At 42.1% G+C, this 13,643-nt stretch carries 12 protein-coding genes; 2 read left to right on the forward strand and 10 right to left on the reverse strand.

Features of this window, described 5'->3' with window-relative positions; genetic code table 11:
• Window positions 1–8: 8 nt before the first annotated feature.
• A complete protein-coding gene (locus tag MHH31_RS16385; RefSeq protein ID WP_024719243.1) occupies window positions 9–1,184 on the reverse strand; it encodes a sensor histidine kinase in 1,176 nt (391 codons plus the stop codon).
• A 221-nt stretch (window positions 1,185–1,405) separates the two neighbouring features.
• Here MHH31_RS16385 and MHH31_RS16390 point away from each other — a divergent pair, with 221 nt between their 5' ends.
• Together MHH31_RS16390 and MHH31_RS16395 are read left to right on the forward strand one after the other, a co-directional pair.
• Window positions 1,406–2,074: a YigZ family protein gene (locus MHH31_RS16390; RefSeq protein WP_017357860.1), complete on the forward strand. Its 669-nt coding sequence runs from the start codon at window positions 1,406–1,408 to the stop codon at window positions 2,072–2,074.
• Complete coding sequence (locus MHH31_RS16395; RefSeq protein ID WP_024719244.1) at window positions 2,059–3,156, forward strand: LCP family protein; 1,098 nt, start codon at window positions 2,059–2,061, stop codon at window positions 3,154–3,156. The genes MHH31_RS16390 and MHH31_RS16395 overlap by 16 nt, the downstream gene beginning before the upstream one ends.
• Window positions 3,157–3,194: 38 nt before the next feature.
• Here MHH31_RS16395 and MHH31_RS16400 read toward each other — a convergent pair whose 3' ends face one another.
• From MHH31_RS16400 to MHH31_RS16440, 9 genes are all read right to left on the reverse strand, one after another.
• Window positions 3,195–4,262, reverse strand: a complete 1,068-nt coding sequence (locus MHH31_RS16400; RefSeq protein WP_024719245.1) for an MraY family glycosyltransferase — start codon at window positions 4,260–4,262, stop codon at window positions 3,195–3,197.
• 134 nt (window positions 4,263–4,396) lie between these two features.
• A complete protein-coding gene (locus MHH31_RS16405) occupies window positions 4,397–5,593 on the reverse strand; it encodes a glycosyltransferase (RefSeq protein ID WP_041508115.1) in 1,197 nt (398 codons plus the stop codon).
• A gap of 19 nt (window positions 5,594–5,612) precedes the next feature.
• Window positions 5,613–6,368, reverse strand: coding sequence for a glycosyltransferase family 2 protein (locus MHH31_RS16410; protein WP_342473623.1), 756 nt, complete (start codon window positions 6,366–6,368; stop codon window positions 5,613–5,615).
• 24 nt (window positions 6,369–6,392) lie between these two features.
• A complete protein-coding gene (locus tag MHH31_RS16415; protein WP_024719248.1) occupies window positions 6,393–7,070 on the reverse strand; it encodes a hypothetical protein in 678 nt (225 codons plus the stop codon).
• A gap of 61 nt (window positions 7,071–7,131) precedes the next feature.
• A complete protein-coding gene (locus MHH31_RS16420; RefSeq protein WP_268356768.1) occupies window positions 7,132–8,598 on the reverse strand; it encodes an O-antigen ligase family protein in 1,467 nt (488 codons plus the stop codon).
• 39 nt (window positions 8,599–8,637) lie between these two features.
• Entirely contained in the window at window positions 8,638–9,567 is a 930-nt protein-coding gene (locus MHH31_RS16425; protein ID WP_268356767.1) for an NAD-dependent epimerase/dehydratase family protein, read from the reverse strand.
• Between the two features lie 14 nt (window positions 9,568–9,581).
• Entirely contained in the window at window positions 9,582–10,919 is a 1,338-nt protein-coding gene (locus MHH31_RS16430; RefSeq protein ID WP_048001926.1) for a UDP-glucose/GDP-mannose dehydrogenase family protein, read from the reverse strand.
• 75 nt (window positions 10,920–10,994) lie between these two features.
• Window positions 10,995–12,179: a glycosyltransferase gene (locus tag MHH31_RS16435; protein ID WP_041507844.1), complete on the reverse strand. Its 1,185-nt coding sequence runs from the start codon at window positions 12,177–12,179 to the stop codon at window positions 10,995–10,997.
• Complete coding sequence (locus MHH31_RS16440) at window positions 12,176–13,627, reverse strand: MOP flippase family protein (RefSeq protein ID WP_341017662.1); 1,452 nt, start codon at window positions 13,625–13,627, stop codon at window positions 12,176–12,178. The genes MHH31_RS16435 and MHH31_RS16440 overlap by 4 nt, the downstream gene beginning before the upstream one ends.
• Window positions 13,628–13,643: the final 16 nt, after the last annotated feature.

Below are 13,643 nucleotides of genomic sequence, written 5' to 3' on the forward strand. Positions count from 1 at the left end.
TTTTGTCTCTATTTTACAATTTTATTTTGTAATGTTAACGGTACTCTAATCATGATGAATGTCCCTAGACCTATTTTTGAGTCTATGGTCATTTTACCTTCTAGTAAGTCTACGCGCTCTTTCATACCAAGTAACCCAAAGGATTTGTTTTTATTTGTTTTCACATCTTTCATATCAAAGCCTTTTCCATCGTCTTTGATAATTAACGTGACAAAGTCTTTCGTCACTTCAACCTTCACAGAGATTTCTTCAGCTTCAGAATGCTTTAAAGAATTTGTGACAGCTTCTTGAGCTAGTCTAAACAGTGCCACTTCGAACTGAGAAGCAATTCTTTCATTTTCTGTATCCCCTAGGCATTGGAACGTAATTTTGGTTTTTCCATCATATTCTTCAATTGTGTTTAAGTATTTTCGCAGTGTCGGAATGAGACCCAAATCATCTAAAGCCATCGGTCTTAAATCATAAATGATTCTTCTCACTTCGTACAGTGCATTTCGCACATTCTGTCTTAGACTTCTAATTTCTTTAAAGCCTTCTTCTGTTCCACGGTCTCTAAAAATTCGTTCAATTAGTTCTGAACGCATCATCACGTTTGCCAGCATCTGAGCAGGTCCATCATGGATTTCTCGTGATACCCTTTTGCGCTCTTCTTCCTGGGCTTCAATAATTCTTAGTCCAAAATCTTGTTTTGCCTGAGCATCTTCAAGTAAAACACCGACCTGACGTAAATCTTGGTTCAAGTAGTTGAGAACGACCGTGATCTGGCTCACAAGCGTTTCTGAACGTTCAATGACATCTTGTAAGCTTAACAATCGTCTTTCGAGATCATCTCTTCTTTCCCTCAGCTGTTTTTCGCGCTGCTGGATCATGGTCAATTCTACTTGCAGGTTATGTGCTTTTTCATAGGCTTCTCGTATTTCTTCTTCGCTGAATTTGTTGAAGTTTCTGCTGACCTCAGATAATCGATTTCTAGCATGTCTCGTATGTACTTCTAGTTTATCCCCAAAATCAATTACTTCGTTGACTTGCTGTTTAATTTGCTTGAGCTCTTCTACTAGGCTTTCATATTGTTGACGGGACTGTTCGCCGATTCTAAATACTTCGTCCTTACTGCCATCAACTGTACTTAGCATTTTCATGATGATTGAATCCAATAACTTCGGATCCATTTTAGGTGTTGTCATGGCTTTTCCCTCCCGTAACAGTGATGTCATCTTTTTTTATTATAAATGTCATTGATCTGCATTTTATGTCGAATTATAATGAAAGAATGCGTATAAATCATGAAATTTTTATGACGACCCTTTTTCCGCTCCTATCATCATAACAAAATACGCTGTAAAATTCTAAAACCAATGCAAATTTTCTCTAGCCTTACAATTTGCTTGTCAGGAGGGTATGTCTTTTGCTGAACCGCTATCTCACAGTAAAAAGCCGTGGCGAGCATGAGATCGTCATTGAAAAATCACGTTTTATTTGTCATATACAACGTGCTGTCTCAGAAGAAGAAGCACAAGCCTTTATACAATCCATAAAAAAACAACATTGGAACGCCACTCATAATTGTTCCGCCTATTTGATCGGTGAACATGATCTGATTCAAAAAGCAAATGATGATGGTGAACCAAGCGGTACGGCAGGGGTACCCATGCTTGAAGTGCTAAAAAAACGCAAGCTGAAAGATACAGTTGTTGTCGTCACTCGTTATTTCGGCGGTATTAAGCTAGGTGCCGGTGGATTAATTCGTGCGTACGGAAAATCTGTGTCTGAAGCTATTAATCATGTTGGTATGGTAGAACGCTGTTTAATGCGTACGATGCACACAACAATAGATTATACATGGCTTGGAAAGGTAGAGAATGAGCTTAGAGCCTCATCTTTTCAGCTAAAAGACATCCATTATGCAGAAGATGTGATTTTTGAAACGTATGTAGAAGAAACACAAACAGAGCAGTTCATTGAATGGATGACTGAGTTAACTAATGGAAAGAGTGTTACTAAAGAAGGCGAATTGATTTATTTAGAAAAGGACGTTGGTCCGATAAAGGAGACAGATGAATGGCACAACGAGTAAAAGTGCGTGTACGAAAGAAAAAGAGTAAGAAGAAAAAGATTTTCAAACGGATTCTGGTCTTATTTTTGCTTCTCTTCATCTGCATGGGCGGATTTGCAGTTTATAAGATTGTGAATACACTCCAGGCTGCTGACAAAACTTATGATGAATTAGAGCGTGGGGAGAAATCGAAACTCCGTGATGCTGTCATTGATATAAAGAAAAAACCTTTCTCTGTCCTATTTGTTGGTATAGAGGATTACGCCACAAATGGTGATCACGGCCGTTCAGATTCACTCATCGTCGCAACGATTAATCCTCAGGATAAAACGATGAAAATGGTCAGTATCCCCCGTGACACACGAGTACAGCTTGCTAGTGACACAACGGGAAATAAAGTAAAGATCAATGCGGCATTTGCTAAAGGCGGTAAAGACGAAACGATTGAAACTGTCGAACAATTCTTGCATATCCCAATTGACAAATATGCAACAGTGGACTTTGACGGTTTTAAGGATGTCATTGATGAAGTTGGGGGAATCGATATAGACGTTCCATTTGACTTCAATGAAAAAAGTGACGTCAAAAAATCGAAAAAGATTTACTTTAAAAAAGGGAATATGCATTTAAACGGGGAAGAGGCACTTGCTTACGCGCGAATGAGAAAACAAGATCCACGTGGTGATTTCGGGCGTAACGATCGTCAGAAACAAATCTTACGTGCCATGATTGATCAAATGGCGAAACCTCATAACATTGCAAACGTGGATAATATTGCAAAAGAAGTAAGTGATCATATAACAACCAACTTCCGCATCACAGAAGGACTTGCTCTACAGCAAATTTACAGTGGTTTTAAAGGAGACGATACTGAAACACTATCTATTAAAGGATCAGACCTTTATTTAGGACCAAATCGAACGTACTTCTTTGAGCCAGATCAAACCAACTTGGCTGAGGTGCAAAATGAGTTAAGGACACATTTAAAGCTTCCTGCTGAGTCATCGTCCTCAACTGAAACAAATACACAAACCGATTCATCTTCTGGTACAACAGGGTCAGCCGATACACAGGCCCCTTCGACCAGCACATCAGGACAATAATAGGAAAACAGCCCGTTCCTTGGAAGCGGGCTGTTTTTTTATTGTCTTTTGACCATTCGTTTGTAGAATTTCGTAAATGGTTTAAACTCTTCGTTCACCAAACCAGTGACTTCAGCGATAACTTGCATAAACATGACCAGTAAAAAGATGATGATCAATGACAGCCAAATGGTGGCACTTGTCAGCAAAATAGCGCTTAAGCTGAAGACTAAGCCAATCATGTAAATCACAATCACTGCCATTCGATGTGATAAGCCAAAGGCCATCAGTCGATGATGGATGTGTGATTTGTCAGGTGATGAGATAGGCTGTTTATTCAATATTCGTCTTATGATCGCAAAGGTCGTATCAAAAATAGGCACACCTAAAATAATTACAGGGACAACAACACTAAACAAAGTAACACTTTTGTACAATCCTAAAAGTGACAGGACCGAGATCATATAGCCTAAAAATAACGAACCTGTATCACCCATAAATATTTTTGCTGGATGGAAGTTATAAAAAAGAAAACCGATGGTACTGCCAATGACGACAAGAGATAACGAAAGAATCAGGATCTTGTCCGCAGAAAATGCCATGACGGCAATCGTGGTTAAACCGATAACCGAAATTCCGGCAGCCAGTCCATCTAATCCGTCAATTAAATTGATCGCATTTGTAATCCCAACAATCCATAGTACAGTCAGGGGATACGCCATCCATCCTAACTCCAGTCGATCTGTTAAGAAAGGAACAGAGAAAAAGTCCATTTTTAAGCCCGTGCTCACGATTAAGCAAGCAACGAGAACTTGTACAAGAAATTTAAATTTTGCACTTAAATTATATTTATCATCAAATATACCTAAAATGACGATGAGTACAGCGCCAACTGATATAGCTGTAATTTTATTATGTAGAAACAGCCCGCCTGCTAGTGCTCCAGCCGCTACCCCAATAAAAATCGCCAAACCGCCCATTCGAGGCATTACTCTATCATGAACTTTTCGTTTATTCGGCTGGTCCACTGCACCAATCTTAATTGCAAACTTTTTGACGATTGGTGTCACAATTAAAACTGTAGCCAGAGAGACAAAAAACGCTAATAAGGCGCGTTCGTAATCCATAGGTCAGTCTCCTTCTAAATTGAAATCTGTATTTTGTATATTGGCCGCTCTTTCCATTATACAATTGAATATAGGATGATCACAAGCTCCCCCTAAGAAGAAGAAACAAATAAAAACGCACAATCCTGAATGAATTATGCGTTTTCTTTAATATTCGTTAATTCCACCATGTTTGTGAACAGTGCGTGCCAATCTTTTTTCTTTGCCCGGCTTTGTCTTAGATGTCTGCATGTCATGTCATCTTTTTTACTGATCACTTTCTGGCAGGCTTCTACGAAGAGTGCTGGATCTTCGCCCTCTACATATTCATACACATCATTCTCTTTTAGTCTTTCCGTTGATGGAAGATTTAAACCAACAACAGGGATTCCGGCAGCTAAAAATTCATACAGCTTGAGCGGAAAAACCGCTTGATTGTAAGGAGACTGTTTGTATGGCATCATCCCTACATCAATTAATTTCATATAAGCAGGCACTTCTTCTGGTGCGACTGCTCCAGTCCATAGGACATTGGGCAGTTTGAGTGCATGCTGAAAAGATGGATCTCCATTCGTTCCATCCGGACCGACAAATAAAAATGTCCAATCTGGCTGCATGCGAGCAGCTTGAGCGATCATGTCAAAATCGAGTTTCGGCTTGATCCCACCTATAAAGCCAAGAACCGTTCCCTCTCTTCCCTCTAGCACGTCTTCCCTGCTAGGAAGGTTGCTTTTTGCAAACACATCATACTCGACGCCATTTTCCACTGTAAAGACATCTTTCGGTTCACCCATGAGCCTTTTTTTGATTTGATCATGTAAGTATTGTGAAGAGCATGTAATGCTGTGTGCATATTTAATAATGCGGTTTTCAGCTTTTACAATGACTCGCTGTCTCATATAAGAGAGAATGTTGTTTTTTCCGCTGATGGGCTCTCCCCACAGGTCACTGCAATCATACACAATATGTTTCCATTCAAATAAAGAAGATAAGAGCGGAAATCCCGGAAACGTATACCATAAACAGACGGCTATGCCCTGCTTTTCTTCTTGACGCAAATGCTCAAGAAGAGGAGATAATTTATGAAAATAAAACATATCTTGATAACGGCCAAAGCGAAAAAACTTGCTCTTGAGCACATCAGGAATGGTCATTTGCTTCATTCGATCCGTTATAGGCTGAAAGGGAGCTGAATGACGAGTGGCAGATGGGCATACCCAGATGACCTCTTTCGTTTCTGGATCAGATGCAAGAAATTCCGCCAGTCGATGCCGTCTGTACCTTAGGCCATCGTGTCCCCATTCTCCCGTTGCGACAATCACATGTATGATCGACTCTGCTTTCACCTTCATCACCTTTTTTCCCTTCTGTTTATAAGCGCTTTTTGACAGCATTTGTGGCATAGTGCATAAAACACCAAGATGCTTTCACAAAATGAAGCTGCTCAATTTCTCTGTAGACAAACCATGTTTTTTTCGCTGCTTTCCACTTGTTACTAGAAATCGAGTTTCCCACGATGCGATATTCACTGAGCGGCTCACTCATTCCATAGGCAGTAAATCCTTTTTTTAAAATAGAGAGCCATGTGGCTAAGTCCTGCCTTGTTCGAATGTTTGGCATTTCCACGTGTCCTACTTGTTGAAGATCGAGCATCACCGTCAAACAGCCGATAATCGTATTTTTTAAAGCTTCATTGTAGTTCAACTGAGCCGGCGCTGTGACGGTTTTTTGTAACGGCTCTCCATTTTCTGAAATGATGTCATATGCCGTGAAAGTAAAGGCATGATCATTTTCTAACATAAACTTGACCTGCTTTTCGAGCTTTGTCTGTTTCCACATATCATCGCTATCTAAAAAAGCGATAAAGCGGCCTTTCGCCTGTTTGATGGCGGTGTTTCTAGCAATAGCGGCTCCCCCGTTTTCCTCTAAATAAATGACGTTGATTCTGTCGTCCGTCTGACTTAATTCCCCTAACAACTTCCTTGTGCCATCTATTGAGCAATCATCTGCAATGATCATCTCCCAGTTGGAATAGGTTTGGGCAAGGACGGAATGAACTGTATCCGTTAAATAACGTTCCGCATTATACGCCGGTGTAATAATTGATACTAACGGTTGATTGTTCACCTAAGACTCATCTCCAGTTCATCATTAAGATTCTTTGAACACTTCAGGTAACACCACAAACATAAGCGAGATGCTAAGGCCAATGACAAGTCCAAGCAGTGCTCGTTTTTTCGCTGACATGCCTTTGCCTGCTTCATCAAGCACTTGGGCAGGATCGACAATCTTTGCCTGCTTCATCCCGAGCTTTGTCGATTCCAATTCATATAAAAATCGTTCTTTATCGACCTTGGAGTCATTGCTGACAGATTCATCTTCAAGAGCGGATAGTCTCCTTTCAATGACTTGCTGTCTTTTCGTAAATAAGGCTTTGTCCTGCTTTAAAAATGTATCTGACACTTGTTTCACTACCGCCAAAGCTCGAGCTTGATCAGCATCTGTAAACGACAACTGCAATTGTGTATCGGACTGGTTCGTGAGAATCAAACGATTTTTCACATCCTGCCTTTCTTCTTCCTTTACATCACGGAGTGCTTGATTCAGAAATGCATCACTTTTTAATAGAGATGTCACTTCTTCCATATTGTTATACACACCGTCGTCATATTTCCCAAGCGTCAAGGTCACAGCAGCTGTGTAACTAGACTGTTCTACTGTCCCCTTGGCAAAAAAGAAACCAAAAGCAGCCAATACAACGGGCAGCAGCACAAGCCAGACGATATATTTTTTCATTCGCTTCCCTATTCTTAACATAAAACCAGACATGCTCATTCTCCCAACATTGACGTATTTAATTTTTCACTAGTGTAGCCACACAAACTCAGCATCACACGTTTGCCCACGGCTTGAAGCGCTGTTTATTTCTCATGATATTGACCGCTGCGATCACTAGACCTAGAAACACCCAGTGGAAATATAAATTCGAGACCGAACTCGGACTGATACTTGAGACGAGAAAGCTCAGCATGGCAGCAAATAGACCTTCAATGATCATCTTGGCTGATCTCGTGTCAGCCAATTGGTATTGTTTGTACAGTGAGAACATGAGATAGGCATACACTGAGATATAACCTAGCATGACGGCAAACCCAAAATTCGTCATCACCTCTAGCAGCCAATTGTGAACTTCCACGACCTGATCTGTATCAAAGATAGAAAAGTGAGCTAAGTAATAAGACACATTGCCCGCTCCGACTCCGAAACCGTATGAATTCGTAAAGAAATACCAAGCGTTTTTGATTAAATTTGCCCGGGCAATGTTGGACGGAAGTGGTTCGCTAAAAGAATGAGCGACCTGAGAAGCGAGAAACAAGTCATAAAAGACAGAATAGATTTTGGCTGAAAAAATGGCGATACAGATGATAACAAGCCCGCCTGCTGCCATGATGGACCACTTTTTTAAAAAGCGAGGCATCAACAGCCATACATAGATTGCCGCTCCGGCTAATATGCCAAGCAAGCTGGCGCGCGATTCTGTTAACAAAATGAGATACAGCGCTAAGATGGCTCCTAGTAATCCGAACGCTTTGATATAACCATTTTTCATTTGGCGCATGCACGCCACATATAAGAAAAAGCTAATAGATAAAAAAGTCGCAAAATCATTTTGGTTAAAGAAGACAGCTGTAGGATAGTGCTGTTTGTATGCTGGTCCAAGATACAATGAGGTATTCGGTAAATGGTTCAAGGTCAAGTGATTATAGAACCCGATTCCCATCACAAATACGGTCATGACTAGCCAAATACTATAAAAAGTCACGATCTGATCCATTCGCTGAATGTACATGACCACAAGAAAGACAAAACCCATTCCCATCGCAAGAAGAGACATATATTTCAGGCCATCTGTGACCGAATGAGCCCAAAGCAGTGAGATGAGTCCGTAAAGAAACCATGCAGCGAAAAAACCAAGAATGCCTTTAACGCGAATTTGCTGCCACTGAGATATGTACGTTCCTTTGTCCCTCATCCGCCATATGAATAAAGCAAAGACAGCCAAGAGCATGATGCGGTAGAGAAAGAGACTAAAGAATCCGGCACTGATAGAGAAAAAAGCGTTATTGAGAAATGTTAATGCAATCAAAAGGTAAATGGCTGACATGAATATGTGCTCACCATTCATGTAGAGCTTCATACATATAGCAGCCGCTATGAGCACCACAATCAAAACCGGAATGACCACCATCTTCTTTAACCCGATAGGCTGCGTGGATGCCATTTGTACAAGCCAAATACCTGCTGCTAATAAAATACATCCGATTATGATTTGCCATGCTGTTTGTTTCACACTCATACCCTTGTTCCTCCTAAGCAACCCATCCGATTTGAGGGATTAAGCCTTTACTTCCTGTTCATAGTAGGAAATGGTACGAGCCAAACCTTCTTGTAAACTCACAACAGGCTCCCATGCTAAGACTTGTTTCGTTTCCTCATTTTCCAATGTACTATGCACAATATCTCCTGCACGCTGAGGCTTATAAATCGGTTCAAGATCTGATCTCGTGACTCGCTTCATCGTTTGAAACAGCTCATTCACCGTGATGGAATAACCACTTGAGATATTTAAACAAACGTTTGATTGAGCTGTTAAAGCTGCAACATTCGCTGCGGCTAGATCGCCTACATAGATGAAATCTCTTGTTTGTTCCCCGTTTCCGAAGATGAAAGGCGCCTCATTTTTCGCAAACTTATCAGAGAAAATAGAGACAACACCGCCTTCACCAAGTGCATCTTGGCGCGGACCATATACATTGCTGTACCGCATAATACAATAGTCCACATCATAGAGTGATTTTGCCATCTGTAAGTATCGTTCAACTGTCAGTTTCGACAAGCCATAAGGTGAACCAGGCTGCAGTGGATGAGCTGTGTCGACCGGCAGATAGACTGGGTCTCCATAGACTGCTGCCGATGAGGCAAACACCACTTTCTCAACCCCGGCTTCAGCCGCTGCTTTGATCACATGCAGCGAACCTTTAATATTGACCTCTTCGTCATAGACGAAATGTTGAACCGAAACGGCTACACTCACTTGCGCTGCAAGATGAATGATATAATCTGGTGCAATGTGTTTGATCAAATCGACCGTTTCTGATTTTGTGACATCTGCTTCAATGCATTGTACGGAAAGATGAGCGATATTTTCCTTCGATCCAGTTGAAAAGTTGTCAAGAACGATGGGCTCATAACCTTTCTCTAATAAAGCCTCTACCGTATGAGATCCTATAAATCCACTTCCCCCAGTTACCAATACTTTCTTCATCCAAGTTCCCCCTATTATTGTGCCTTCGATACCAATTCTGTTTCCCATACGCCTGGGCGGCCGATGGACTGGTAAATAAATCCTCTCTCTTTCATTTCTGCTGGATCAAACAAATTCCTTCCATCAATTAAAATGGGAGAACGAAGCAGCTGCTTGATCTGATCCTTATCCATCTTCTGTACGTCATCCCATTCCGTTAAGATGAGACAAGCATCTGTATCTTTCACTGTTTCATAGAGATCATTGCTGAAGACTGCCTGCGGGCCAAGCTCTCTTTCTGCTTCTACATAAGCAATTGGATCATAGGCTTTGACAAAAGCTCCGAGCTCTCTCAGCATTGGGATAATATCTAGTGCTGGGGCTGAACGCATATCGTTTGTATTTGGTTTAAATGCGAGCCCTAAAACGGAAATCGTTTTTCCTTTAATATCACCGAACACACTCATCAGTTTGCTGACAAGATGGGCTCTTTGGTGGTTGTTTGTTTCAATGACAGATTCGATCAGCTTGAACCGGTAGCCAGCTGTTTCGGCAATTTTGAGAAGAGCCATCGTATCTTTTGGGAAACAGGAACCACCAAATCCAATGCCTGCTTTTAAAAATTTATGCCCGATCCGGCTGTCTAACCCAACGCCTTCGCTGACTTTTTCCACATCAGCACCAACTCTCTCGCAAATGTTCGCAATGTCATTGATGAATGAGATTTTTGTGGCGAGCATGGCATTTGCCGCATACTTAATCATTTCTGCACTTTCTAGATTGGTCTCAACCACTTCTGTTTGAAACGGATCATGCAATTTTTTAATGATCGTGGATGCATGTGCGCTTGTAGAGCCAATGACCGCTCTCTCCATATTCATCGTATCTTGAATAGCTGAACCTTCCCGTAGAAACTCTGGATTGGACACGACGTCAAATGGATATTTACTGCGTGAAGCCTTTTGAACAATGGCTTGAACAAGACGTCCTGTTCCAACTGGCACTGTGCTCTTATTCACGATGATTTTGTAGCCATTCAGGTGTTCCCCAACCGTTTGAGCCACAGCTTTCACGAATGTTAAATCCGCTTCCCCCTGAGATGTCATTGGTGTTCCTACAGCAATATAAATAATCTCTGATTCTCGAATTGCAGCGGGAATATTGGTTGTAAAACACAATCTTCCCTCTTCTGTATTCTTCTCAATCAATTCCTTTAAGCCCGGTTCATAAATTGGAACGAGACCGCTTTTTAAGCTGTTGATTTTTGATTCGTCGATGTCACAACAAATGACGCGATTTCCGATATCAGCAAAACAAGTACCCGATACTAACCCGACATATCCTGTTCCAATCACAGCAATTTTCTTCAACATGTTTCATCCTCTCAGTAAAAGCATATTGGTCGTTCCAAACTGTTTATCTATCAGTCTTTGCACATTTCATCCTGTTTAAACGGTGGATGTTGATTGATTCAGCACCTTTTCATATTGCTGAATCAGGAGCTTAGCATTATGTGATGATGAATAATCTGTATGGACGATGTGGTGAAGATCGTTCTTCACTTGCTCGTTCCATCTGTTTTCATAAAGATAAGCGTGAATCGCTTCTTTTAACTGACTCGTTGAACGCGGTTCAATGAGCAGATGTTGATAGGTAGAAAATAGTGATGGGAGACCACCAACCCGTGTTGCGATGACAGGCATTTTTAAAGCGAGCGCCTCAAGAACGACAGTCGGCATTCCTTCACTGTAGGAAGGAAGGGCAAACAGGTCAGCTGCCATTAAATAATGTTTGACTTGTTCATTCGGCACCTGCCCCGGGAGTATAATGGATTCTCCCGCCCGTTCGGTCAGCTCCTTTGCGAGGGGGCCTTTTCCGACAAAGACGACTTTTACACCCTCCATCCCGCTGACAGCTTCCGCTAATTCAAGCAAACCTTTCTCTTTGACTAAACGGCCGACATAAACGACGAGCTTGTCGTGAAGCGGTAAACCAATCTGCTTTCTGATGGCTGTTTGATCCCCCAGTGTTCTAGCAAATGACTTGAGCGGAATTCCAAGCGGGAGGCATTGTGCATCCACCTCTGTCATGTCATGTGTTTTCTTTGCCAGCTCTTCACTCACTGTGAGAACAGCAGACGCCTGTTTTACTGCTGCTTTAAAGGCTGCAAGCGCCCCTTGACTATAGGTTGGATAGACGTTCACATCACTGCCGTGTAAGGTCAGAAGATAAGGGATGTTTGCTTCCTTTTTGATCACAGCTGCTGCGCCGCCAGACGGCATGGCAAAGTGCGCATGGATGAAATCCGGTGACAGTTCATAACGCTCCATTGTGCGCAGGACAGAAGCTGCGATTCGTTTACTCGGCTGAGCCCATTTTAGCTGTCCAGGCAGCGCTGTATAAGGCGGTCTGTAAACCGGCACGCCGCACCTCACTTCCTGCTGGGGAAGATCTTTTCTCTGACGATAGGAAGTTTTAAGCATCCGTAAGATGGGCGGATTGACAGGAGTAGGACAAATCACGCTCACTTCTACGCCCTGTTTGACCAGCTCCTGCACTTGCGTTTCATGGAAGACGCCTTCACTTGGATGTTTTTCACTAGGATATACACTTGTCAGCCATAGCACCTTCATGACGAACGACCTCTTCTCCATAATTTTCCTGCCATTTGCGGATACATTTTGACAAGTAGCAAGCTATATAAAGCCGCACTTAAAACAATCGTCAGTAGTAATTGAAGCAGTATATCCGCTGATGTCAGCTTCATCCCTTGATGAATAGTCACTGCGCAGGCGGCCATTAACAACGTCATGACAGCAGGCTTTACGAGTGATTTTACATACACCTTCATATCTAGCTGAATGACATAAGCCATCAGCCACCTGCCGACAATGAAATTCAGCAGACTGACCCCTGAGTAGACCCAAGCTACAGTCAATAGACTGCCAGTATGGACTCCTGCATATAAGGCGCATCCATATACGATGAGCATGCCTGTATCCCAATAAAATGCTAAGTCAGCTCTCCCTTTTGCAAGAAGGATGGAACCATTTGGATTCATCAGCACACGGAGTAGACCGACAATGCACAAAATATTCAAAACCGGGACCGCCACTAGCCATTTCTCTCCAAACACCACTTCTATAAAGCTATCTGATACGGCAGCAAGACCGATGAGTAGTGGAAAACTAATGAGTGCAAGCATATTCGTCATGCTGAGGAAGCCCTCACGCAGCCTAGAGTGATCACGCTGACTTTTTGCGAAAACTGGGAAAGCCACTCTCGTCACAATCGGGTTAATTTTCAGCACCGGGATTGTGACGATTTGATAAGCCAGGCTGTAAATCCCTAATGCCTCTGCTCCAAGAAACCGTCCTATTAAAATCATGTCGATGTTTGAGCCTGCCCGATTGACGAGTCTTGACGCAAGCTGGAAAGCCCCGAAGGAGAAAAACTCTTTCACTTCCCCTAATGCGAAAACGGGTGCTGGGCGCCACTTCTTCCAATAAGCCGCTGCATACATGAGACCTTTTCCTGATTGAAGCAGCACTTGAGAGATCACATAGGCCACAATTGGATTGATAAAAAAGGCTAGGATAAGTAGAACAATCAGCGAAATGATCGTCGCTATCGTCTCAATCGTACTTAAGGTTTTAAAGGCTAAATCTTTCTGCATCATGTATTGGTATTGCTGACCAATTGGTGCAATGAGAAACATGATTGATAATAACTTGAGCAAGCCTTCCAGCTCAGGTCTGGCATAAAAGGCGGCAATCAAGGGACTTGCGAGGATCAATACACAAAACAAGAGAATTCCCGTCAGCAAGTTGATCCAATATAATGTAGATAATTGACGTTCCGTCGTTTGTTCCTTTTGAATGATCGCAGCACCGATGCCTAGATCAAGTAAAATCTGTGTAAATATTGTGACAGTTGTGATCATGCCAACGAGTCCAAATTCTTTCAGTGACATTACGTTTCCTAAAAAGGCGAACTGTGCAATTTGGATGATGGTAATGATCAATGCGGACAAGCTTGTCCATTTTGCTCCGCCCAGCAGGCGATTTTTCATACTTGCCATTTCTCTTCCCTACTTT

It is taken from the genome of Bacillus sp. FSL K6-1033 (genome assembly GCF_038630765.1).
In the GTDB taxonomy this organism is placed as follows: domain Bacteria; phylum Bacillota; class Bacilli; order Bacillales; family Bacillaceae; genus Bacillus; species Bacillus altitudinis.

Bases quoted from the DNA above. Each gene is read 5' to 3' on its own strand.
- MHH31_RS16425 (WP_268356767.1), bottom strand. From the start codon at position 9,567: ATGAAGAAAGTATTGGTAACTGGGGGAAGTGGATTTATAGGATCTCAT.
- MHH31_RS16395 (WP_024719244.1), top strand. From the start codon at position 2,059: ATGGCACAACGAGTAAAAGTGCGTGTACGAAAGAAAAAGAGTAAGAAG.
- MHH31_RS16420 (WP_268356768.1), bottom strand. From the start codon at position 8,598: ATGAGTGTGAAACAAACAGCATGGCAAATCATAATCGGATGTATTTTA.
- MHH31_RS16440 (WP_341017662.1), bottom strand. From the start codon at position 13,627: ATGGCAAGTATGAAAAATCGCCTGCTGGGCGGAGCAAAATGGACAAGC.
- MHH31_RS16415 (WP_024719248.1), bottom strand. From the start codon at position 7,070: ATGTCTGGTTTTATGTTAAGAATAGGGAAGCGAATGAAAAAATATATC.
- MHH31_RS16405 (WP_041508115.1), bottom strand. From the start codon at position 5,593: ATGAAGGTGAAAGCAGAGTCGATCATACATGTGATTGTCGCAACGGGA.
- MHH31_RS16385 (WP_024719243.1), bottom strand. From the start codon at position 1,184: ATGACAACACCTAAAATGGATCCGAAGTTATTGGATTCAATCATCATG.
- MHH31_RS16435 (WP_041507844.1), bottom strand. From the start codon at position 12,179: ATGAAGGTGCTATGGCTGACAAGTGTATATCCTAGTGAAAAACATCCA.
- MHH31_RS16400 (WP_024719245.1), bottom strand. From the start codon at position 4,262: ATGGATTACGAACGCGCCTTATTAGCGTTTTTTGTCTCTCTGGCTACA.
- MHH31_RS16430 (WP_048001926.1), bottom strand. From the start codon at position 10,919: ATGTTGAAGAAAATTGCTGTGATTGGAACAGGATATGTCGGGTTAGTA.